Genomic DNA, 21,310 nt, shown 5'->3' with positions numbered 1-21,310 from the left:
CGGGGCCGCGCGACACGGGCCCCGTGCCGACTCCGGTCCCGGGACGGGGGCGGACGCGTATCGCTGCCGTGGCCGTGAGGTGGACGTCCGATATCGGACCGCGTGGGCTTCTTGCCAACCGGCGCCGCTGCACCCATTCTTGGATCCGGAAACGTACCGCACCGACATCACGCCCCCGGGGACCCCGCCCCGGCGGTCAGGAGAGGATGAGGCCCCCCGTGCGGAGCCGCTTGAGAACTTGCGCGGGCACCACGGCCGCGTTCGCGGTCGCCTTCACCGCCTTCGGCGCCGCCCCGGCCTGGGCCGAACCGGTGGTCGAGGACCGTCCCGCCGTCTCCGAACAGCTGTCCCCCGACGCCCCCAGCGGCTCCCACCCCCGGGATCCGGCCGGCAATGGGGACTCCGCGTCCGACGCCCCCGACGTCGCCGACCCCGAGGACCTGCGCCGCGACGCCTACGTGGCCCCCTTCCGCGAGGCGCGCAGCGTCGAGTACTTCGTCGTGGCGCCCACCACCCTGCCCCGGGAGACGGTGGACGCCGTCCGCGACATCGAGGGCGTGGAGCACGTCCTGACCGTCGACGCCGCCCGCGTGCGCGTGGACGGGGAACCCACCTCCGTGCTGGGCGTGAGCCCCTCCAGCTTCCGCAACCACGCGCCCGAGCCCTCCGCCGGGTCCGACGAGATCTGGCAGGGCGTCGCCGAGGGGCGCGTGGCCCTGTCCAACGACGTCGGTACCGAGCGCGAACTGGACGTGGGCAGCGAGGTCACCGTCGAGGGCGGCCGCGGGGACGTCGACCTGGAGGTGTGGACGCACGCCACCTCCGGCATCGCGGGGATCGACGCCCTGGTCTCCCGCGAGCGCGCCGCCGAACTCGGCATGCCCGAGGGCAACGCCCTGGTCGTCTCGGCCCCCGACGCCGACCTGTACGAGCTGCACGACGCCCTGTTGGAGGCCGTCGGCGAGGACACCTCGCTCCAGCTGGTCGCGGACGACCCCGAGCCGGAGGTGTCCGGCGACGCGGTCCCGGAGTCGGTGATCGAGGAGGTCATCGCGCACGCGGAGACCCAGCTCGGTGTTCCCTACGTGTGGGGCGGGACGACGCCGGACGTCGGCTTCGACTGCTCCGGGCTCCTGCAGTGGGCCTTCCGCGAGGCCGGGGTGTCCATCCCGCGCGTGACGCACGACCAGTGGAACGCGGGCGAGCGTGTGGCGTTCGACGACATCGAGCGCGGCGACCTGCTGTTCTGGCGTACCGACCCCACGGCCCCCGACTACATCTCCCACGTGGCGATCTACCTCGGCGACGACATGATGCTGGAGGCCCCGCGCACCGGTCTGGACGTACGGGTCACGCCCGTGCGCACCGGCAACTACGCGGGCGCGGTGCGCGTCAACACCTGAGCCCCGCGTTCCGACGTGCGACGACGGTCGTTCTGCCCTGTCCCGAACTCGGGGCAGGGCAGAATTGTTTCCACTTTGTAGCCTGCTATTCGCTTTTGAGTCACACGCATAACAGGAGTGGGCCGTGGCACCACCTTGTCGGTGGCACCACGGCCCACTCGTTTCTCCTTGTCCGAAATACCCAGCCGGGAGGGGAAGGCAGGTCTCGGTGAGGAGGAGGAAACAGGGGCGCCGCTGAGGGAGGGGGAGACAGCGAACGGTCCCTGCCATTCGTGGTATTGAGTTCTGACGAAACGCGCGCCCAATCCGTGGGCGGGTCGTCGCACAGGGTCTACATAAGCAGTGACCGGACGATTTGGCAAGAGGAGCGATCAAGGCAAACAACCACCTTCAACCCGTTCCTATCACTCATCTCGGTCATCTCACCGGCGACTTCCTGGCCGAATCGTCTCCCGCCCGTCTCCCACCACCGCCCCCGGACGCTTCGCGAGGGGGTGGGGCCTCCACCCCCACCCGAGAGCCTCCGGCTCCAGCCCTTTCTGGTCAACGCCCGGCCGCGTACCCCTGGGAGCCGCGCGCGTCGGCGGCGGCACGCAGCTCGCCGGACTCGGGATCACGGGCCACCGCCGCCAGCCGGCCCAGTGACCAGGGCTGCGCGACCTGGACCCGGTGTCCGCGTGCGCGCAGGTCGCCGATGGTGTCCTCGCCCACGCCCGGCTCCACGGCCAGGTCGCCGGGGACGGTCTCGCGCGGGTGGAACGAGCTGGGGAAGGCGTTGGTGTGGAACATGGGGGTGTCCAGGGCCTCCTGGAGGTCGTCCACGCCGTTGAGGACGCGCAGGAGGGCGGTGAACGTCCACTGGTCCTGCTGGTCGCCGCCCGGGGTGCCGATGGCCAGGACCGCCTCGCCGTCCGAGCGGGTCACCAGGGTGGGGGAGAGGGTGGTGCGCGGGCGCTTGCGCGGCTCCAGGGCGTTGGGCGAGGCGGCGTCCAGCCAGAACATCTGCGCGCGGGTCCCCAGGGGGAAGCCCAGCTCCGGGATGACCGGCGAGCTGCTGAGCCAGCCCCCGCTGGGCGTGGCGGAGACCATGTTGCCCGCGGCGTCGACGACGTCGAGGTGGCAGGTGTCCCCGCGCAGGTCGGCGGGTGTCGCCCCGGCCGCGTCGCCGACGGTGGGCTCGCCCGTGGTGCGGTCGCCCGGCGCGCGGCCCGGCAGGTACTCCGGGGGCAGGAAGGGGAGGCGGTCGCCGATCCGGCCCGGGCGCTGGTCCAGGCTCGCGGTGGAGTCGTCGACGAGCGCGGCGCGCCGGGCGGCGTAGTCGGCGCTCAGGAGCTCCTTGAGCGGGACGTCGGTGCGGAGGGGATCGCCGTACCAGGCCTCGCGGTCGGCGAAGGCGAGCTTGGCGGACTCGGTCACCCGGTGCACGAACTCGGCGCTGACCCCGTCGAGGACGTCGTGGCCGGTCCCCAGGGCCTCGGCGAGCCGGAACTGCTGGAGCATCGTCGGGCCCTGCCCCCAGGGCCCCGTCTTGTGCACGGTGTGGTCGCCGTAGGACACGCTCACGGTGTCCTCGTAGTGGGCCTGCCAGTCCGCCATGTCCTGGGCGCTGAGCAGCGCCCGCTGCGGCACGCCCGCGCCGTCGGGGACGGGGGAGGAGAGGAACGCTGCGACCGCCTCGGCGACGAAGCCCTGGGACCATGCGCGGCGGGCGGCCTCGATCTGGGCCTCCCGGTCGGGACCGACGGCTTCCGCCTCGGTGATGATCCGCCGGTAGGTGGCGGCCAGCGCCGGGTTGCGCAGGCGGGAGCCGGCGGCGGGCGCGGCGCCGTGCGGGAGGTACACCGCGGCCGAGCCGGTCCAGTGCCGGGCGAAGACGGGGGTGAGGGTCTCGATGGCGAGGGCGATGCGCTCCAGGACGGGGTAACCGCGTTCGGCGAGCCCGATGGCGTGGTCCAGGACCTGGCGGACGGTCATGGTGCCGTGGTCGCGCAGGAGCAGCATCCAGGCGTCGAAGGAGCCAGGGACGGTGGCGGCCAGGACGCCCGACCCGGGGATGCGGTCCATCCCGGCGAAGGCGTCCATGGTGGCCGCGGCGGGCGAGACCCCCTGCCCGCACAGCACCCGGGGTCTGCCGCCCGCGGCCCGCAGGATGACGGGGACCTCGCCGCCGGGGCCGTTGAGGTGGGGTTCGACCACCTGGAGGGTGAAGCCCGCCGCGACGGCAGCGTCGAAGGCGTTGCCGCCGCGCTCCAGGACGGACATGCCGGCCGCGCTGGCGAGCCAGTGCGTCGAGGCGACCATGCCGAAGTCGCCGACCAGTTGGGGGCGGGTGGTGAAACCGGGCATCTGAGGAGGCCTTTCGGAGTCGGGGGAGTGTGGAGGGGGAGCGGCGAGGCGAGTGGGGCGCGGGGAGTGGGGGAGAAGGGGGCGAGCGAGGGGTGGGGTGATGGGGAGAGAGGACAGGGAGCGGGAGGGCGTCGGTGACGGCCGTTCCGGGCGGCGCGGTCGGGTGGCGGGACGGGGCGGCGGGACGGGGTGCTCCGACCCGGCGGGCGGGAGCGGTCGGCCCCGATCGAGCGGAGGGGGCGGCCGTGCGTGGCTGTGCGCGGCCGGAGGCGCCCCGACGCCGGAGGGCGCCCTGCCGTGGACGATCCGGGACCGGACGTCGAGGCGACCGTACATCAAGAGCGCGATGTCCGATATGGGTTCGACGGGTCCGGTGGTTCCGGTGCGGTGGACGAACCCGTCGCGTTGTCCACAGACACGAAACCGGGGCTGGTGCCAGGCACCAGCCCCGGATTGACTTGATTCAGGGGGCCCTCAGGGGCCGCCGACTTCGTGCTGCCCGTCGGCCGCTCTCACCCCGTTCGGGGCCCGCGAACCTCAGGACCCACTCGTGTCGGCCCCGGCCGGGATGCTCCACGGCAGCGACTCCCACAGTTCCTGCCATTCCTGGGCGTCCACCGGGTCGATCTCGGCCTCCCCGGTCGGCTCGCCGTCCTGGCCGGTCTGCGACACCTGGTCCATGCCCTCGGTCATGGCGGCCTCGGCCTCCTGGACCAGGGCGGCGATCTCGTCCGCCACCTCGGCCAGCACGGCCTCCACCTCGGCCGTGTCCATGTCGTTGGCCCGCGCGCACTCGCTCGTCGCGGCGGTCTTCTGCTCCTCGGCGCCGTAGTACCAGACGGTCGCGAGCAGGCGGTCGCGCTCGGCGTCGTTCAGGTCGCCCTTGGTGAGGGCCTGCTCGACGAACGCGCCGGAGTCCGGGGTCAGGGCCTCGGTGTCCAGCACGGTCTCGCCGGAACCGAAGTCCACGAACTGCTCGATGAGGCACTCCTTGACCTGGCGGGAGCCGGCGTCCTCGACGACCTCCCCCTCCGGTGCCTGCTCGGCGGGCGCTTCCTCGGCGGGAGCCTCCTCAGCCGGAGCCTCTTCCGCAGGCGCCTCTTCCGCAGGCGCCTCCTCAGCCGGAGCCTCTTCCGCAGGCGCCTCCTCGGCCGGTGCTTCCTCGGCGGGAGCCTCGGCCTCAGGTGCTTCCTCGGCCGGTGCTTCCTCGGCGGGAGCCTCGGCCTCAGGTGCTTCCTCGGCCGGTGCTTCCTCGGCGGGAGCCTCGGCCTCGGGCGCTTCCTCGGCCGGTGCTTCCTCGGCGGGAGCTTCCTCGGCCGGTGCTTCCTCGGCCGGAGCTTCCTCGGCCGGAGCCTCCTCAGCAGGCGCTTCCTCCGCCGGGGCCTCGGCCGCCTCCGGCGGGTCGGCCACCTGCTCGACCTCGGCGGTGTCCTGCGCGTCGGCGTCCGCGTTCTCCGCCTCCGCGGCGCTCTCGACCTCGCCCTCGACCTCGGAAGCCTCCACCGACGTCGCGAACTTGACCAGCTCGTTGCCGCCCCAGCGGTCCGGCTGCAGGTGCGTGGTCACCGCGACGCCCGGCTCCTCCAGCCAGAACAGGTCGCCCGACTCCTCCGACAGGAAGGCGCCTTCGGTGAACGTCTCGTTCGGTTCCAGGCGTTCGAGTTCGCCGGTGGGAAGGTGCCCGTACCGGCTCTGGCGGAGGTCGTCCAGTTCCTGGAAGGCCTCGGAGCGGACCACGGCCACCCGCCCGTACAGCTGGTCGGGGCCCTGCGTCCAGGAGATCTGGGACTGCCGATTGCCCTGCCGGTCGGTCGTGGACGAGGCGCTGATGCCGTAGCGCTCCAGCCCCGGCGGCAGGTAGCCGATCTCGTATCCGTCAAGGCTGTAGGTCGAGACGCCCTGGCTGATCAGCGGCCAGTCGAGCGACCGCGACTGCTTGTCGTCGGCCACCGCCGTCCCACTGACCCCCATCAGCCCAGTCGTGGAGATGGCGGCGGCACTGAACAGCGCGACCCACCTCTTGTGGTGCTTGCGCATGCGTGTTCCTTCCCATCGACTACTAGAGGTAATGATTTCAGGGCAGTGAGTGATTATCGAGGGGATTCGTCGTCAAAATTCGTACATAAAGTGATCAAGCAGATGCATAAGGTAGCGACCGTGGGGTCCGTCGGCACGTTCACCTCGCACCACCAGATGGTGGGCCGCCGATCACCGGATGCTCCGCACACGGTCATCGCAGGGTCACCACGCGCGTTCACCCTGAGGTGGCAGTTGGCCAGTCCACGCGCACTTGGGAGGTCCGGTGCACCGCATCGGTATCGTCGGAGCCGTCTCGTTCATCGCCGTCACGAGCGCGAGCAGTGCGCTCGCCGCGCCCACACTTCACCCCCAGACGATCGCGGCCAGCACCCGCGTCGCCGTCGAGCACCCCAACCCCGTCCGGCCGCTGGACGCCGTCGCCCACCGCGGTGCCTCGGCGTACGCGCCGGAGAACACCCTGGCCGCCATCGACGAGTCCGCCGAGCGCGGAGCCGAGACCGTGGAGATCGACGTCCAGCTCACCGCGGACGACGAGATCGTGGTCATGCACGACACCACCCTCGCGCGCACCACGGACGTCGAGGAGCGGTTCCCGGGACGGGCGCCCTACGACGTCGCCGACTTCACCATGGACGAGATCCGCGAGCTCGACGCCGGGTCCTGGTTCGACTCCTCCTTCGAGGACGAGCCCGTCCCGACCCTGGGCGAGGCGCTGGACCGCCTGGAGGCGCACGACCTCAACCTCCTCCTGGAGCTCAAGGAGCCCGCGCGCTACCCGGGTATGGCCGAACTGGTCGCCGAGGAGCTCACCGACCGCCGGCACTGGCTGCGGCACAACCCGCCGTGGCAGCCGCGCCACCTGGTCGTGCAGAGCTTCGACTGGCAGGTGACCGAGCGCTCCAAGGAACTGATGCCGTCGGTGCCGCACGCCCTGCTCGGCCGCGTCCCCGAGGACCGCCTCGACGAGTTCGGCTGGGCGCACCTGATCAACCCCAACCACAACACCATCGACGCCGACTACGTGGACCTGCTCCACGAGTCCGGTTTCGAGATCATGCCGTACACGGTCAACGACCGCGACCGGATGGAGGAGGTCCTGGAGATGGGCGTCGACGGGTTCATCACCAACCACCCCGACGTCGGTCGCGAGGCGATCGACGACTTCTCCGACGACCGCGGCCCGCGGGCGCCCATCGTGGTGCCGCCGGCCAGACCCGCCGCCTGAGTCCGGGATCGCCCCGGCCCCCGGTCACGCCCGCCGCCGGTGGGATGATCCCGGTGACCGACCACGGGCCCGCCCGGGACGGCGACCAGCGCCGTTCCGGGCGGGCCCCCTGCAGGAGGCACACACGTGAGCGAACGGCTGACCATCCCCCGGGAGTACGTCGACTGGCGGACCAAGGGGCTGTGGTGGACGGGCGAACCGATCACCCTGGAGGAGTTCGCCGCCCGGCGCGATCCGCTCTTCTCGGGGCCCTTCACCTGGCCGCTCATGGTCCTGCGGGCCTCCGCCCTGGACCGCAACGTCGCCGCCCTCGCCGACTTCACCGACCGCCACGGGCTGCTGTTCGCACCGCACGGCAAGACCTCGATGGCCCCCGCGCTCCTCCAGCGCCAGCTCGACGCCGGGGCGTGGGGGATCACCGCCGCCACGGCCAACCAGGTCCTGGCCTACCGCCGCTTCGGCGTTTCGCGGATCCTGCTGGCCAACGAACTGCTGGACCCGCGGGCGCTGCGCACGATCGTCACCGGACTCGACCGGGACCCCGCGTTCGAGTTCCTCTTCTACGCCGACTCCGCCGAGGGCGTGGCCGTCGCGGCCGGGGCCGTCGCCGAGGCGCGGAGCACGCGTCCGCTGCGTGTCCTGGTGGAACGCGGCACGCCCGGCGGGCGCACCGGATGCCGGACCCGCGAGGAACTGCTGTCCGTGGCGCGCGCGGTGGCCGCGGCGCCGGGGCTGGAGCCGGCCGGGGTCGCCGGGTACGAGGGCCCGATCAAGGACGCCGAGGGCGTGCGCGCGTTCGTCCGCGACCTGGTCGGCGACGCGGCCGCCGTCGCCGAGGAGGTCGGCGTGGCGCGCCCGGTGCTGTCCGTGGGCGGGAGCGCCTGGTTCGACGTCGTCGCCGAGGAGGTCGGCGGACGGCAGGACGTGGCGCCGATCCTGCGCAGCGGGGCCTACGTGGCGCACGACGACGGCCTGTACCGGCGGACGACGCCCTACCGCAGGCTGCCCGGGGGCCCCGACACGCTGGCCGGCGCGCTGGAGCTGTGGGCGCAGGTCACCTCGACCCCGGAACCGGGCCTGGCCATCGCCGGGATGGGCCGCCGGGAGGCCAACTCCGACCAGGGGTACCCGGTCCCGCGGCTGCTGCGGCGCACGGACGGCGCCACGCTCCCGGCGCCGGGGATGGAGGTCACCGGCCTCAACGACCACCACGCCTACCTCACCGTTCCGCCGGACCTCGGCGTGCGCCCGGGCGACCTGGTGTCCTTCGGCATCTCGCACCCGTGCACGGCCTTCGACCGCTGGCAGGTGCTGCCGGTGGTCGACGACGGGGACACGGTCGTGGACGCCGTGGCGACCTACTTCTGATGCGCGCCCGGTCCCCGCGGAGCGCGAGCCGCCCCTGCGCCTGCCACCTCCGTGACCGCCGACGCCGCCGCCCCCCGTGCGCGTGCACGCCGGGGGCGGCGGGGGTCCGGCGGGCGCTCCGCCTACGAGCCCCAGCCCACGAGGCCCGGGCGGGTCTGCCACGGGCGCGGGCCGTCCAGGGGGCGGTACTCCACGCCGAGCGCCGCCAATCGGTCCAGGTGTGCGCGCAGGCGCGGTTCGAACTCGGCGTAGTCGCGCCCGCCGGTGGACCACACCTGCTCGGCGAAGGCCGACAGGCGCGGGAAGACCATGTAGTCGAGCCTGCGCGGGGTGTCCATGTGCTCGGTCCAGACGTTCACCTGGGCGCCCAGCACATGGGCGGCCTCCTCCTCGGTGAGGCCGGCGGGGACCGGTTCGGCGAGGTAGACGTCCTCGACCCGCAGCAGGGTGCCCACCGGGACCGGCTCGTCCTCGGACTCGGACTGCTTGTAGTCGAGGTAGGAGGTGTGGGTGGGGCTCATGACCACGTCGTGTCCGGCGCGCGCGGCGGCGATCCCGCCCTCCTCCCCACGCCAGGACATCACGGTGGCGTCCGGGCTCAGCCCCTCCCGCCGCCCGCGGCCGTCCCCGGCGGTGTCGCCGCCCTCCCAGAGCCACCCCTCCAGGATCTCGTCCCAGCCCAGCAGGCGGCGCCCGCGCTTGGCCAGGTGGTCGTCCAACTGGCGGATGAACCAGCTCTGGAGCTCGTCCTCGTCGGCCAGCCCCTCCTCGCGGATGCGCTGCTGGGCCGACGGGCTGCTCCGCCACTGCGTCTTGGGACACTCGTCGCCGCCGACGTGCACGTACGTGCTCGGGAACAGGTCGATGAGTTCGTCGAGGACGTTCCTGTAGAAGTCCAGGACGTGGTCGGTCACCGCCAGCACCTCGTCGAAGATGCCCCACTGGGTGCCGACGGGGATGTCCCCGCTCTCGCCCAGTTCGGGGTAGGCGTGGATGGCGGCCTGGGAGTGTCCGGGCACGTCGACCTCGGGGACGACGCTGACGTGCCGGGCGTCGGCGTAGGCGACGATCTCGCGGATGTCGTCCTGGGTGTAGAAGCCCCCGTGCGGGCGCCCGTCGAACGTCGGCGGCCGGCCCGCGCCCTGCTGGCTCTCCGTCCGCCAGGAGCCGACCTCGGTGAGCCTCGGGTAGCGGCGGATCTGCACGCGCCAGCCCTGGTCGTCGGTCAGGTGCAGGTGCAGGACGTTGAGCTTGTGCATGGCCAGCAGGTCGATGAACCGCAGCACCTCGTGTTTGGGGAGGAAGTGGCGGGCCACGTCCAGCATCACGCCGCGCCACCGGAACCGCGGGGCGTCGGTGATGCTCACCGGCGGCAGCGTCCAGGCGGTGTCCCCCAGCGGGGCGCGGCGGTAGGCGTCGGCGGGCAGGAGCTGGCGCAGGGTCTGCGCGCCGTAGAAGAGGCCGGCGGGGTCGTGGCCGACGATGATCGCGCCCTCGCCGTCCACGATCAGCCGGTAGCCCTCGCGCCCCAGGCCGGCCCTGGGATCCACGCTCAGCCGGATCTGCGCGCTGTCCTCGTCGCCGGTGCCCAGGGGCAGGCCGGTGGCCGCGCCGATCTCGCGTTGGAGCCAGGCGAGCACGCCGGCGGCGGGGGCGTCGGCGGACACGCGGGTGGTCTGGGTGAGCGTGAGGGAGCCCGGTTCACCGGCGGCGGCCGACGTGGGCCGGGGCAGCAGGGAGGGGAGGGAGGTATGAGGCACGGGGCGGTGCTCCTATCCGGTCTAGACCAATACCCGCCATAGTGCCACGGGGCACCGGCGGCGCACACCCTGGCCGCCGTGCCTCTCAGAGGCGACGGCGAATGGCGGACATTTGACTCGAACAAGGACTTATCTCCCCGTCGAGTGTGGCAGGCGTAGGAACAGTGCCCCGCCGGCGGCACGCGGTCCCCGGTGTCCACCGGGGACGGACCCCGAGGCGGGGTGGGGTGAGCACTACTCGGGAACCGGGGGGTGGCGTTATCGCAGGGAAAGATCGCCGGTCCGTACTGTTCTTGACAGACCCGCGGCCCGGTGGGCCGGGGACGCCCTCCGGGAACCGGCGGTCCGGCCGGGAGCCGGGGCGGACCGAACGCGCACACGAACGGACGGAAGGTGGAGCCGATGGTCTGGCCCGTCCTGATCGCCGTCGCCGGCGCCTTCACACTGGCACTCGGCTCCGCCATGCAGGAGCGCGACGCCGTGCGCGCCCCCGGCCACCGGGTCGCGCGGGCGGGCTTCCTCCTGCACCTGGTGCGCCAGCCCCGCTGGGTGATCGGCAGCGCCGCGGCGGTCCTGGGTGCCTGCCTGCACCTGGTGGCCCTGAGCGGTGCGCCGCTCACCATCATCCAGCCCATCGGCGTCACGGGCCTGCTCTTCGCGATCGTGCTCTCGGCGGTGTTCAACCGCCGGCGGGTGGGCGTCGGGCAGATCGTCGCGGGCGTGGCCGTCATGGTCGGCCTCGTGGGCGTCCTCTGGCTGTTCCCGCACGCCTCGAACACCCCGGTGATGCCCACGCCCGTCGCGCTGGCCCTGACCGGGGCGACGCTCGGGCTCGGGGCGGCGGTCTACCTCACCGCGCACTGGATGCCGGACGGGGCGCGCGGCATCATGCTCGCCCTGGCCGGCGGCACGGCGATGGGCACCACGTCGGGACTGGCCCGGGTGATCACGGCGGGGGCGCACGAGGACTGGACCAGCGTCGTCGGCTGGCTGACGCCGCTCGCGCTGATCACCGCGGTCTTCGGTGCCCTGCTCATGCAGAACGCCTACCGCACCGGGCACTTCGCCGCCGCCTACTCGACGCTGCTCATCACCGACCCGGTGGTCGGCGTCGGGATCGGAGCCCTCCTCCTGGGCGAGGGAGCCCCCGAGACCCTGCCGGCCCAGTGCGCGGCGGCCGCCTTCGCCGCACTGGCCATCGCCGGAACCGTGAGCCTGGCCCAGGCACGCCACCGCAATCCCGAAGCAGAGCACCAGCACACCGGCAGCACTGTCGACAACTGAGGATCAAGGAGTTCGACCATGGCCCAGCCCACTCGCGCACTGCGTGTCCTGATCGCCACGGACACCTACCCGCCCGACGTCAACGGTGCCGGCTACTTCACCCACCGGCTGGCGGAGGGCATGGCCGGCCGGGGCCACCAGGTGCACGTGGTGTGCCCGTCGGAGCGCGGAGCCCCCTACGTGGCGGTCAACGGCGCGGTGACCGAGCACCGGCTGCGCTCCGCGCCGATCCCGTTCCAGGAGAGCATGCGCGCCGCGCTCCCGCTGGGCATGGGCGGGCACATCTCGCGCCTGCTGGCCCGCATGGACCCCGACGTCGTGCACGTGCAGAGCCACTTCACGCTCAGCCGGTCCGCGCAGCGCCGGGCCAGGGCCGCCGGGATCCCGGTCGTGCTGACCAACCACTTCATGCCGGACAACCTCTACGCGCACGCCCACCTGCCCAGCGCCGTGCACGGCATGGCCGGGGCGCTGGCGTGGCGGGACATGGTCGGTGTCGCCGCCGAGGCCGACTACGTGACCACCCCGACGCCGCGGGCGGCGGCGCTGCTGCGCGAGAAGGGGTTCGCGGGCACGGTGGAGGACATCTCGTGCGGGATCGACCTGGAGCGCTTCCACCCCCGTCCCGGTGACCGGGAGGCCGCTCGGTCGAAGTTCGGGCTGCCCGAGCGGGACACGATCGTGTTCGTGGGGCGCCTGGACGCGGAGAAGCGGATCGACGACACCATTCGGGCGCTGGCCGCGGTCTCCGGTGAGCGGGACGTGCAGCTGGCGCTGGCGGGGACCGGTCAGCGCGAGGGCGAGCTGCGTGCTCTGGCCGCGGAGCTCGGGGTGGCCGACCGCGTGTTCTTCCTCGGCTTCGTGCCGGACGCGGAGCTGCCGCTGGTCTACGCGGCGGGCGACGTCTTCGCCATCGCCGGTGTGGCCGAGCTGCAGAGCATCGCCACCCTGGAGGCGATGTCGACCGGTCTGCCGGTCGTGGCGGCCGACGCGATGGCCCTGCCGCACCTGGTGGAGGAGGGGCGCAACGGGTTCCTCTTCCCGGCGGGGGACGCACTGCACCTGGCCGACCGCCTGCTCACGGTGCTCGGGTCCCCGCGCGAGACCCTGGGGGCGGCCAGCAGGGAGATCGCGCAGCGGCACGACCACCACCGGTCCCTCGCGCGGTTCGAGGACGTCTACCGACGGCTCCAGGGCCGCGAGCCGCTGCGGCTGCGGGCGGAGAAGGTCGTGGCCGCTTAGGCGGTTTGTCCAATTTTATCGCTTTCCGTATTCTTTGCGTAGCGATCGGTGAACTTGGTGCACTTCGGGAAAGACCAGACACTGTGTGGTTCGAAGGCATCAGTGCACAGACGGGCATCGGCCGGGTCGCCCGCGGCGGCAACGTCGCCGAAGGGCTGACCGAGCGGCTGATCAGGGCCGAACGAGAGGCCGGGTTCCACGAGCGCGACATGTCGGCGTTCCAGCGCGAGCGCATCGACCTGGAGCACAGGGTGGCCCGGATGGAGGCAGAACTGGAGGCGCTGCGCCGGCGGCGGCTGGAGGCCTACGCGCGGTGGTGGAACGCCCGGGACGACCGGGACCGGGCACTGCACGTCTGCCGCCGGCTCCGCCGCAGGATCGACCGGGGCAGACGCAGGGCGGCCGAGGACTAGGAGGTGTTCGGTGGGGCGCCGCACAGCGGGGCGAAGAGCCGCCGGACAGGTCCCGAGGCCGTCCGGGGAACACTACGGGAAATACGCAGCGGGAAGTACCGAGAAGGGCCCGACCGGCCGGTCGGGCCCTTCTCCGTGTCCGCGCGGGGCCCGGGGCCGCGCGGCGGTACGGGACGGGAGACCTACACCGGGCCCTCCGCCGTCGACGACAGGAGCTCCTCGACCTGGCGCGCGGCGTCCCGGAGGGCGGAGAGCGTCACCTGCACGGCGGGGCGGCGCAGGGAGGCCGGGCGCAGCACCGCGTACACGTGCCGTTCGGGCGCGGAGGCGGGCAGGCGCCGGTAGGCCAGCCCCGCGGGCGCGCCCACCATCGCCAGCGCGGGCACGGCGGCGATCCCGATCCCCCGCGAGACCAGGCTCAGGATGGTGCCCAGCCCCTCGAACTCCCACGCCGCCCCCGGCAGGCCGCCCACCTCGGCCAGCAGGCGGTCGGTTCCCGAGCGCGACCGCTCACCCTCGGGGGCGACGATCCACGACTCGCCCAACAGGTTCTCCAGCACGACCGGGCGCTCCGGGTCGGACAGGGCGTGGCCCTCCGGGACCGCCAGCACCAACGGGTCGCGCAGCAGGTGCACGTGCCGCAGCCCGCTGTCCGGGCCGCGGCCGGGGTGCTGGCCCGACCAGTCGTCGACCAGCGCCACGTCGACCTCGCGTGAGCGGACCTTCTGCGTCCCGGTCGCCAGCAGCGTCTGTCGCAGCACCAGCTGCATGCCCTCGTGCCGGCGCAGCGGAGGTGCGAGCAGCGGCGCGAACGCCACGGCGGCGGTCGGGAACGCCGTGACGGTCACCACGCCCAGGGCGACGTCCGACTGCTCGGCGATGATCGACTCGGCGGCCTCCACCAGCGCCAGGATCTCCTCCGCCTGCAGGACCAGGAGGCGTCCGGCATCGGTCAGTTCGGCCCCGCGCGGCGAGCGGTCCAGCAGCGCCACGCCCGTCTCCCTCTCCAGGGCGGCCAACTGCTGGGAGACCGCCGAAGGCGTGTACCCCAGGGCGTGCGCGGTGGCGGCGATGGTGCCCCGGGCGCTGAACTCGCGGAGCAGATGGAGGCGGCGCAGATCGAGCATAAGAACATCTTACGCTCAGCATCGAAAAGACTCGCTTGTACTGATGTTCCTCCCTGGGCAGGCTGGGGGTGACGGACCGTCACCCGACGTGGCGGTCAACCGCCAGAACATGAGCCGGAGATGAGTCCTCGATGACCGTCACTGTGTCCGCGACCCTCGCCGTGAACGAAGCCCTCGCCGAGAAGCGACGCCAGGGGGTGCGCGTCCTGCCGCTCGGCTTCGGCGAGGCCGGGCTCCCGGTCCACCCGGTCATGCGCGACCGGCTCTCCGCGGGCAACGGCGCCAACGCCTACGGGCCCGTCGCCGGGTCCGCCGCACTGCGCTCCGCCGCCGCAGGGTACTGGGAGCGGCGGGGACTGCCCACCGACCCCGACATGGTCATCGCCGGCCCCGGCAGCAAGCCGCTGCTCTACAGCCTGCTGATGGAGATCGGCGGCGACACCGCCATCGCCGCGCCCAGCTGGGTCAGCTACGCGGCCCAGAGCCGCCTGCTCGGACAGCGCCCGATCATGGTCCCCACGGCCGCCGGCCAGGGCGGCGTACCCCAGCCCGACCTGCTGTTCGCGGCCGTGACCGCCGCCCGGGACGAGGGCCGGACCGTCAACGCCGTCGTGGTGACGCTGCCCGACAACCCGACCGGCACCGTGGCCGACGCCGAGACCGTCCGGCGCCTGGCACAGGTCGCCCGCGAACTCGACCTCGTCATCATCTCCGACGAGATCTACCGCGACCTCGTTCATCCGGCGGCCGAGGGCCATGAGCAGGCCCGCGTGCACAGCCCCGCCGAGTTCGCGCCCGAGCGCACCGTCATCTCCACCGGACTGAGCAAGAACCTCGCCCTGGGCGGCTGGCGGATCGGCGTCATCCGCCTGCCCGACTCCGCGACCGGCCATCGCCTGCGCGGGGGCCTGCTCGGCGTGGCCAGCGAGATCTGGTCCAGCCCCGCCGCGCCCGTCCAGGAGGCGGCCGCCCACGCCTTCACCGAACCGCGCGAACTGCGCGACCACGTCGACCGCAGCCGCCGCCTGCACGGCATCGTCGCGAACGCCGTGTCCCGCCGGTTCCTCCGGGCCGGGGCCTCGGTCGCCACGCCGCTCGCCGCGTTCTACCTCTACCCCGACTTCGAACCGGTCCGCGACCGCCTGGCGTCACTGCACGGGATCACCACCGGAGCCGGCCTCACCGGGCTCCTGCTGGAGCGCCACGGCATGGGCGTCCTGCCCGCCGTCGAGTTCGGCGAGGGCGCCGAGGCACTGCGCATGCGGGTCGCGACCAGCCTGCTCTACGGGGACACCGAGGAGCGCCGCTACGCCGCGCTCGCGGCCACCGACCCGACCGCGCTGCCCTGGATCCGCGCCCACCTCGACCGGCTCTCCGAGGTCCTGGAGGCGCTCGTCGGCGACGCCCCGAGCAGGGTCATCCCCGGCCCCGCGGCCGAGCCCGCGCCGGCGTCCCGCTGACCGACCACCCGTCCGCCCGACCATCCGGGACCCGTACTCCCGGGCGACACCGACCGCAGTACCCGCCCCGTGTCCGCCCCGTGCAAGGGGGCGAGGCGGACACACCGCGATCCGGCCGTTCCCGCGCCGCCAGGCAGGGAGCGGCCGGACCCGCGCGTCCCGGCCGCCGCGCGACTCAGGTGGTCGAGGCGTGGTCCTGCGCGCGGGCGGCCAGCTCCGGACTCGGCGCGATGACCGCGCGGTAGTGGTCGAGCAGCTGCTCGCCCACCGCCTCCCACGTGCGGTGCCGTACCGAGGGCCGCGCCCGCGCGGCCATCCCCGCGCGCAGCTCGGCGTTGTGGACGAGCCGGCCCACGGCGACCCGCAGCTCGCGCACCGAATCGGGCGCGAACAGCAGACCGTTGGCCTCGGGCACCACCAGGTCCAGCGGACCGCCCGCGGCCGGGGCCACGGCGGGCACCCCCGAGGCCAGGGCCTCCTGGACGGCCTGGCAGAAGGTCTCGTCGGCGCCGGTGTGCACGAACACGTCCAGGGAGGCGTACAACCGGGACAGGTCGGCACCGGTGCGCTGCCCGGTGAACACCGCGTCCGGCAGCAGGCGGCGCAGTCGGGCCCGCTCGGGGCCGTCGCCCACGACGACCAGCCGGATGCCGCGGAGCCTGGCCAGGTGCGCCAGCATGTCCACCCGCTTGTCCTTGGCCAGACGCCCCACGTACCCCACGATCACCTCGCCGTCGGGTGCCAGGCGACGGCGCAGGTCCTCGCTGCGGTGCTCGGGCGAGAAACGGGCGGTGTCGACGCCGCGCCGCCACAGGTCGAGCCGCGGGAAACCGTGCGCCGACAGGGCCTCCATGCTCGCCGAGGACGGCACGAGCGTCCGGTCCACGGCCGCGTGCGTACGGCGCATCAGCGACCACAGGGTCTCGGACCCGGGCAGGCCGTAGCGGGTCGCGAACCCCGGAAGGTCGGTCTGGAACACGGCCACCGTCGGCAGCGCCCAGCGGCGCGCGGTGTCCACCGCGGCCAGGCCGAGCAGCGCGGGGGAGGCCAGGTGCAGGACGTCCGGCGCGAACGCGCGGATCGCGGCGGTCATCGTGCGACGCGCCGGGAGCCCCACCGGGAATTCCCGGTAGAAGGGCAGCGGCAAAGCGGGCATCCGCACCACGGGGAAGCCCGCGTAGGAGGAGGGTCCGTGGCCGGGGGCGAGCACGAGTGCCTGGTGGCCCCGGGCCGCGAGCAGGTCGGCGACCCGGCACACGGAGTTGGTCACCCCGTTGACCTGCGGCAGGAAGGACTCGGTCACGATCGCCACGCGCAACGGAGGCGAGGTCGGTCTCCGGTCGGTGCGGTCGGTTGCTGTGGGGGACATTCTGGCTGCTCCCAACGCCGGGGGATGGCTGCCTTCGACGCTAGGCTCGGGGAGTGAACCCCGGTCAGGCCTCGGGGGAACCGCTCCCGAAGGCCAGGCGTGGGTTCGCGGAGCACACGGTGACCCGGCCGGTGCGGACGGGTGGCCGCCGAGTGGCCCGGCGATGACTAAGATCGCCTTCTGTGACGAATGAATTGCTCTAAGGAGTCCTGTGGTGACCCTCGTGGAATGGGCGGAAGTCGTGCGCGCGGAGCTGGACCTGGTCGGGGCGGAACCGCTGGGCAAAGCGGATGTGGACCGGGTGCTCGACCTGGCCAGAGACGCCGCCCACTCCGTCGCGCGGCCGGCCGCGCCCCTGACCACCTACCTGCTCGGGGTGGCGGTGGGCCAGGGCGCGGACCCCGAGGCCGCGGCCGCCGTCCTCAGCCGGCTCGCCCTGTCCCAGGGCGACGGCGCCCAGGACGCGTGAACACCCGACCTGCAACGCTTGCGTCGAGCGAACGTGACGTGTCCGTGACGATTCACTGCAAATCTGACACCACCCCGAGTGTGCCCGCGGCTTGTGGAGCCGCTCATCTGGGAGGGACGCTGTTCCGCCGACCGCGGCTACACGACCATCCCCCGGCCCCTGATCGTGATAGGGAGATCCCCCATGGATCAACTCCTTGAGATGGCCGGCATCGTCAGCGGCATCGTGTGGGGACCCTTCGTCCTCATTCCGCTGCTGCTCTTTGTCGGCGTGTTCCTCACCATCCGACTCAAACTGCTCCAGCTCTTCAAGCTTCCGCACGCGCTGTGGCTCGCCTTCGTGCGGCGCAAGGAGGACCCCTCGGTCGAGGGCGACATCTCCCACTACCAGGCACTGAGCACAGCGCTCGCCGCCACGGTCGGTGTCGGCAACATCGCCGGCGCCGCGCTGGCCATCGGCCTCGGCGGCCCGGGCGCCCTGTTCTGGATGTGGGTCGTCGGCTTCTTCGGCATGGCGACGAAGTACAGCGAGGCCCTGCTGGGCGTGAAGTTCCGCCGCACCGACTCCAAGGGCGAGCAGTCCGGCGGGCCGATGTACTACCTCAAGTACGGCCTGCCCGGCGGCCTGGGCACGACCCTGGGCGTCGCCTTCGCGATCTTCGGCGCCATCGCGGCCTTCGGTATCGGCAACGGGACGCAGGCCAACACGGTCGCCCAGCAGATGTCGAGCATCACCGCGGCTCCGACCTGGGTGATCGGCCTCATCCTCATGGTGCTGGCCGGTGCGGTCATCCTCGGCGGCATCAAGAGCATCGGCCGGGTGGCCTCCGCGCTCGTGCCGCTGATGATCATCGCCTACGTGGGCATCTGCCTGCTGGTGCTGGCCGTGAACTGGGCGCAGATCCTGCCCGCGCTCCAGCTCGTGGTCACGACCGCCTTCACCGGCACCGCCCCGGCGGGCGGCTTCGCCGGCGCGGGTGTGCTGATGGCGATCCAGTACGGCTTCGCGCGCGGCATCTTCTCCAACGAGTCGGGTCTGGGCACCGGGGCCATCGCCGCCGCGGCGGCCAAGACCAAGCAGCCGGTCCGCCAGGCCATGGTCTCCATGACCCAGACCTTCATCGACACCATCATCGTGGTGACGATGACGTGCATGGTCATCATCACGACCGGTGTGTGGCAGTCGGAGGACGCCGAGGACGGGTCGCTGCTGACCACGCAGGCGCTCACCGCGGGCCTGGAGTCGGTCAGCCCGGGTCTGGCGCCGGCCGGCGCCTACGTGGTGGCGCTCGCCGTCGCGGTGTTCGCCTTCACCACCCTGCTCGGCTGGGCCTACTACGGCGAGCGGTGCATCGAGTTCCTGGTCGGCCGGGGCTTCGTGACGCCGTACCGCCTGGTGTTCATCGGGGTCATCTTCGTCGGGTCGGTCGCCGACCTGAGCAACGTGTGGCTGTTCAGCGACATCGCCAACGGGCTCATGGCGCTGCCCAACCTCATCGGGCTGCTGCTGCTGTCCCCGGTCATCGTCGCGGAGACCCGGAAGTTCTTCGGGTTCCCCGACTGGAAGAACCCCGACGCCGTCATGGACGACGTACGGGGCTAGGACCGAGGGACCGACGGACGACGAGGGGGACCGCACGGTGTGCGGTCCCCCTTCGTGCTGCCAGGACGGCCCGTTCACGACCGCCAGGGGTGGCCGCGCCCGCTACCACCAGGGGTGGAAGTGGTGCACGGGGCCCTGGCCGCCGCCGGCGTCGATCTCGTCCGAGCGGCGCAGGGCCTCGGTCAGGTAGGCCTTGGCGTCACGGACCGCCGAGGCGGTGCCCGGGCGCTGGGGGAGCAGCGCCGCGATCGACGACGACAGCGTGCACCCCGTGCCGTGCGAGTTGCGGGTGTCCACCCGGGGCGCGCGCAGCTCCAGCGGCTCCTCGTCGCGCGAGACCAGCACGTCGACGCTCTCCTCGCCCGCCAGGTGGCCCCCCTTGAGCAGGACCCGCCGCGGACCGAGCTCCAGCAGCCGCTCGGCCTGGTCGCGCATCTCCTTCAGGCTGACGGCCTCCGACACGCCCAACAGGTCGGCCGCCTCGGGAAGATTCGGGGTGAGCAGGTCCGCGCGCGGCAGGAGCAGGGTGCGCAGGGCCTCGATCGCCGAGTCCTCCAACAGCCGGTCGCCGCTCTTGGCGACCATCACCGGGTCCAGCACCACGTTGACCAGGCGGTGGCGGTCGATCGCCCCGGCCACGGCTCCGGTGACCTCGGCCGTGCCCAGCATCCCGATCTTGACCGCGTGCACGGTGGCGTCGGACAGCAGTGTGTCCGCCTGGTGGGTGACGAACTCGGCCGGGACGCCGTGGACGCCGGTGACACCGCGGGTGGACTGGGCGGTCAGTGCGGTGACCACGGTCATCCCGAAGACCCCGTGGGCGGAGAAGGCCTTGAGGTCGGCCTGGATCCCGGCACCGCCGCTCGGGTCGCTCCCGGCCACGGACAACACGTTGTACGCGCTCATGACGTTCCTTCGCTAGAACGACCTAGGGCAGGTTCGACGGGTGTGCTCTCAGCCGGGAGGACTGCACCTCCCGGCACCCCGCGTCAGGTGGGGCCGAGCCTAGTGGACGCGGGTGGGCGCCGCTCCGGCCGCCCCCGTCCGGGCCTTCTTGCGCTGTTCGTAGACGATCGCCGCGGCGACCACGACGAACCCGAGCACCGCGAAGGACACGGTCACGGGCACGTCGGTGATGGGCAGCGGGTTGCGGTCGTGGTCCTGCCACGGCCACAGGGCGCGCAGCGAGCCCGCCATCAGGCCGGTGAGCACGACCAGGGTGAGGTGGTGGAAGTTCTCCAGCAGGTACTGCAGGAGCTTCACGAACAGGGCCAGGCCGGTCACCATGCCGAGCGCCATGGTCCCGAGGTAGACCACGTCGGCGTTGCGCACCGCCTGCATGGTGGGCTCGTAGAGACCGAGCGTGAGCAGGATGAACGAACCGGACAGGCCCGGCAGCACGAGCGCGCAGATCGCGACGGCGCCGCCCAGGAACACGAACACCGGGTTGGTGGGCAGGCTCGCCCCCGGCAGGCCGGTCAGGAGGAACGCGAGGGCGGCGACGGCCAGCGCGACCAGGTAGTGCCAGGCGCGCCACGTCCGGCCCGCCCCCGTGTAGGGGATCCACAGGCAGGCCAGGACGAGGCCGAAGAACAGGGCGTAGGCGTACTGGGCGTACTCCTCCACCAGGGGGGAGAGCAGAACGGCGGCCAGGAGGAGCGCGACGGCCATGCCGATCAGGGCCGGGACGAGGACGCTCCAGTCCACCTGCCGGAACTGCTCGTTCGCGCGGTCCTTGCCGCGGCCGCGCGGCACGTCGGTGACGTAGCGCTTGATGCCGCTGACCATGTGGCCCGCGCCGCCGATGAGTTGGTCGTAGAGGCCGACGATCAGGGCGACCGTGCCGCCGCTGATGCCGGGCAGCGCCTCGGAGGTGCCGACGGCCCCGCCGCGCACCGCGTTGAAGATGAAGGAGCCTGCTGACTTGGCCATCTGAGTTGTAGGGCGCCGGCCCGGGCGGGCCCGGGAAGGGGGCGCCGTCCTCCGTCCTGTGTGGTCACCGTACCCACCCGCGGGACAGCGGGTCGGTTCAGATGCGGGGGCCGGGACGCGTTCGTCGAGGGGCGCTGGGCCGACCACCGCTGGGTGTGTGCCGCCCGGGGCGTACTGGGGGAGGGACCGGCGAGGTCCCGGGGCCGGGCCGGGCCCGGCCAGTCTAACGGGGGAGCGGGGTGCCGGAGGTGGGTCCGGGATGGGGCCTGC

16 protein-coding genes and 1 riboswitch are annotated in these 21,310 nt (G+C 72.8%); of the genes, 9 read left to right on the top strand and 7 right to left on the bottom strand.

What is annotated here, in order from left to right:
- Nucleotides 1-218 precede the first annotated feature (218 nt).
- Complete coding sequence (locus tag HNR10_RS07620) at nucleotides 219-1,403, top strand: C40 family peptidase (protein WP_312889152.1); 1,185 nt, start codon at nucleotides 219-221, stop codon at nucleotides 1,401-1,403.
- Between the two features lie 543 nt (nucleotides 1,404-1,946).
- Here HNR10_RS07620 and HNR10_RS07615 read toward each other — a convergent pair.
- Together HNR10_RS07615 and HNR10_RS07610 are read right to left on the bottom strand one after the other, a co-directional pair.
- Nucleotides 1,947-3,749, bottom strand: coding sequence for a gamma-glutamyltransferase family protein (locus HNR10_RS07615; protein WP_179821989.1), 1,803 nt, complete (start codon nucleotides 3,747-3,749; stop codon nucleotides 1,947-1,949).
- Between the two features lie 537 nt (nucleotides 3,750-4,286).
- Nucleotides 4,287-5,786 (bottom strand): hypothetical protein, encoded by a 1,500-nt coding sequence (locus tag HNR10_RS07610; protein ID WP_179821988.1) that lies wholly within the window; start codon nucleotides 5,784-5,786, stop codon nucleotides 4,287-4,289.
- A gap of 265 nt (nucleotides 5,787-6,051) precedes the next feature.
- Here HNR10_RS07610 and HNR10_RS07605 point away from each other — a divergent pair, with 265 nt between their 5' ends.
- Complete coding sequence (locus HNR10_RS07605) at nucleotides 6,052-7,014, top strand: glycerophosphodiester phosphodiesterase (protein ID WP_179821986.1); 963 nt, start codon at nucleotides 6,052-6,054, stop codon at nucleotides 7,012-7,014.
- 126 nt (nucleotides 7,015-7,140) lie between these two features.
- On the top strand, nucleotides 7,141-8,382 hold the full coding sequence (locus tag HNR10_RS07600) for an alanine racemase (RefSeq protein WP_179821985.1): 1,242 nt from the start codon (nucleotides 7,141-7,143) through the stop codon (nucleotides 8,380-8,382).
- 122 nt (nucleotides 8,383-8,504) lie between these two features.
- On the opposite strand, the gene HNR10_RS07595 is transcribed toward HNR10_RS07600, so the two are convergent.
- Nucleotides 8,505-10,142, bottom strand: a complete 1,638-nt coding sequence (locus HNR10_RS07595) for a beta-N-acetylhexosaminidase (RefSeq protein WP_179821983.1) — start codon at nucleotides 10,140-10,142, stop codon at nucleotides 8,505-8,507.
- Nucleotides 10,143-10,544: 402 nt separating this feature from the next.
- Between HNR10_RS07595 and HNR10_RS07590 the strand changes: the two genes are divergently transcribed.
- From HNR10_RS07590 to HNR10_RS07580, 3 genes are all read left to right on the top strand, one after another.
- Entirely contained in the window at nucleotides 10,545-11,426 is an 882-nt protein-coding gene (locus tag HNR10_RS07590) for a DMT family transporter (RefSeq protein ID WP_179821981.1), read from the top strand.
- A gap of 18 nt (nucleotides 11,427-11,444) precedes the next feature.
- On the top strand, nucleotides 11,445-12,668 hold the full coding sequence (locus HNR10_RS07585; RefSeq protein WP_179821980.1) for a glycosyltransferase: 1,224 nt from the start codon (nucleotides 11,445-11,447) through the stop codon (nucleotides 12,666-12,668).
- Nucleotides 12,669-12,751: 83 nt separating this feature from the next.
- The gene (locus HNR10_RS07580) at nucleotides 12,752-13,081 is read left to right on the top strand and encodes a hypothetical protein (RefSeq protein ID WP_179821978.1); all 330 of its coding nucleotides are present in this window, start codon (nucleotides 12,752-12,754) and stop codon (nucleotides 13,079-13,081) included.
- Between the two features lie 182 nt (nucleotides 13,082-13,263).
- On the opposite strand, the gene HNR10_RS07575 is transcribed toward HNR10_RS07580, so the two are convergent.
- Nucleotides 13,264-14,208, bottom strand: a complete 945-nt coding sequence (locus HNR10_RS07575) for a LysR family transcriptional regulator (protein WP_179821976.1) — start codon at nucleotides 14,206-14,208, stop codon at nucleotides 13,264-13,266.
- Nucleotides 14,209-14,339: 131 nt separating this feature from the next.
- Between HNR10_RS07575 and HNR10_RS07570 the strand changes: the two genes are divergently transcribed.
- Entirely contained in the window at nucleotides 14,340-15,668 is a 1,329-nt protein-coding gene (locus tag HNR10_RS07570; protein ID WP_179821975.1) for a pyridoxal phosphate-dependent aminotransferase, read from the top strand.
- A 175-nt stretch (nucleotides 15,669-15,843) separates the two neighbouring features.
- On the opposite strand, the gene HNR10_RS07565 is transcribed toward HNR10_RS07570, so the two are convergent.
- Nucleotides 15,844-17,037 carry a glycosyltransferase family 4 protein gene (locus tag HNR10_RS07565; protein ID WP_179821973.1) on the bottom strand — a complete coding sequence of 398 codons (1,194 nt, stop codon included), beginning with the start codon at nucleotides 17,035-17,037 and terminating at the stop codon, nucleotides 15,844-15,846.
- Nucleotides 17,038-17,251: 214 nt separating this feature from the next.
- On the opposite strand from HNR10_RS07565, the gene HNR10_RS07560 reads away from it, so the two are divergent.
- Together HNR10_RS07560 and HNR10_RS07555 are read left to right on the top strand one after the other, a co-directional pair.
- Nucleotides 17,252-17,506: a DUF6457 domain-containing protein gene (locus HNR10_RS07560; RefSeq protein ID WP_179821972.1), complete on the top strand. Its 255-nt coding sequence runs from the start codon at nucleotides 17,252-17,254 to the stop codon at nucleotides 17,504-17,506.
- A gap of 183 nt (nucleotides 17,507-17,689) precedes the next feature.
- Nucleotides 17,690-19,108, top strand: a complete 1,419-nt coding sequence (locus tag HNR10_RS07555) for an alanine/glycine:cation symporter family protein (RefSeq protein WP_179821970.1) — start codon at nucleotides 17,690-17,692, stop codon at nucleotides 19,106-19,108.
- Nucleotides 19,109-19,210: 102 nt separating this feature from the next.
- Here the strand turns inward: HNR10_RS07555 and thiD are convergent, their stop codons facing one another.
- A complete protein-coding gene (gene thiD / locus HNR10_RS07550) occupies nucleotides 19,211-20,014 on the bottom strand; it encodes a bifunctional hydroxymethylpyrimidine kinase/phosphomethylpyrimidine kinase (protein WP_179821968.1) in 804 nt (267 codons plus the stop codon).
- A riboswitch (TPP riboswitch) is annotated at nucleotides 20,002-20,105 on the bottom strand. Its footprint overlaps the gene before it by 13 nt.
- Nucleotides 20,106-20,113: 8 nt before the next feature.
- Complete coding sequence (locus HNR10_RS07545; RefSeq protein ID WP_179821966.1) at nucleotides 20,114-21,040, bottom strand: DUF368 domain-containing protein; 927 nt, start codon at nucleotides 21,038-21,040, stop codon at nucleotides 20,114-20,116.
- Nucleotides 21,041-21,310: the final 270 nt, after the last annotated feature.

Source organism: Nocardiopsis aegyptia (assembly GCF_013410755.1).
GTDB lineage: Bacteria > Actinomycetota > Actinomycetes > Streptosporangiales > Streptosporangiaceae > Nocardiopsis > Nocardiopsis aegyptia.
This window is presented reverse-complemented; position numbering and strand designations above follow the sequence as displayed.

Coding starts and splice junctions, on each gene's coding strand:
- HNR10_RS07615 (WP_179821989.1), bottom strand. CDS start 3,749: ATGCCCGGTTTCACCACCCGCCCCCAACTGGTCGGCGACTTCGGCATG.
- HNR10_RS07610 (WP_179821988.1), bottom strand. CDS start 5,786: ATGCGCAAGCACCACAAGAGGTGGGTCGCGCTGTTCAGTGCCGCCGCC.
- HNR10_RS07590 (WP_179821981.1), top strand. CDS start 10,545: ATGGTCTGGCCCGTCCTGATCGCCGTCGCCGGCGCCTTCACACTGGCA.
- HNR10_RS07585 (WP_179821980.1), top strand. CDS start 11,445: ATGGCCCAGCCCACTCGCGCACTGCGTGTCCTGATCGCCACGGACACC.
- HNR10_RS07575 (WP_179821976.1), bottom strand. CDS start 14,208: ATGCTCGATCTGCGCCGCCTCCATCTGCTCCGCGAGTTCAGCGCCCGG.
- HNR10_RS07570 (WP_179821975.1), top strand. CDS start 14,340: ATGACCGTCACTGTGTCCGCGACCCTCGCCGTGAACGAAGCCCTCGCC.
- HNR10_RS07565 (WP_179821973.1), bottom strand. CDS start 17,037: ATGTCCCCCACAGCAACCGACCGCACCGACCGGAGACCGACCTCGCCT.
- HNR10_RS07555 (WP_179821970.1), top strand. CDS start 17,690: ATGGATCAACTCCTTGAGATGGCCGGCATCGTCAGCGGCATCGTGTGG.
- thiD (WP_179821968.1), bottom strand. CDS start 20,014: ATGAGCGCGTACAACGTGTTGTCCGTGGCCGGGAGCGACCCGAGCGGC.
- HNR10_RS07545 (WP_179821966.1), bottom strand. CDS start 21,040: ATGGCCAAGTCAGCAGGCTCCTTCATCTTCAACGCGGTGCGCGGCGGG.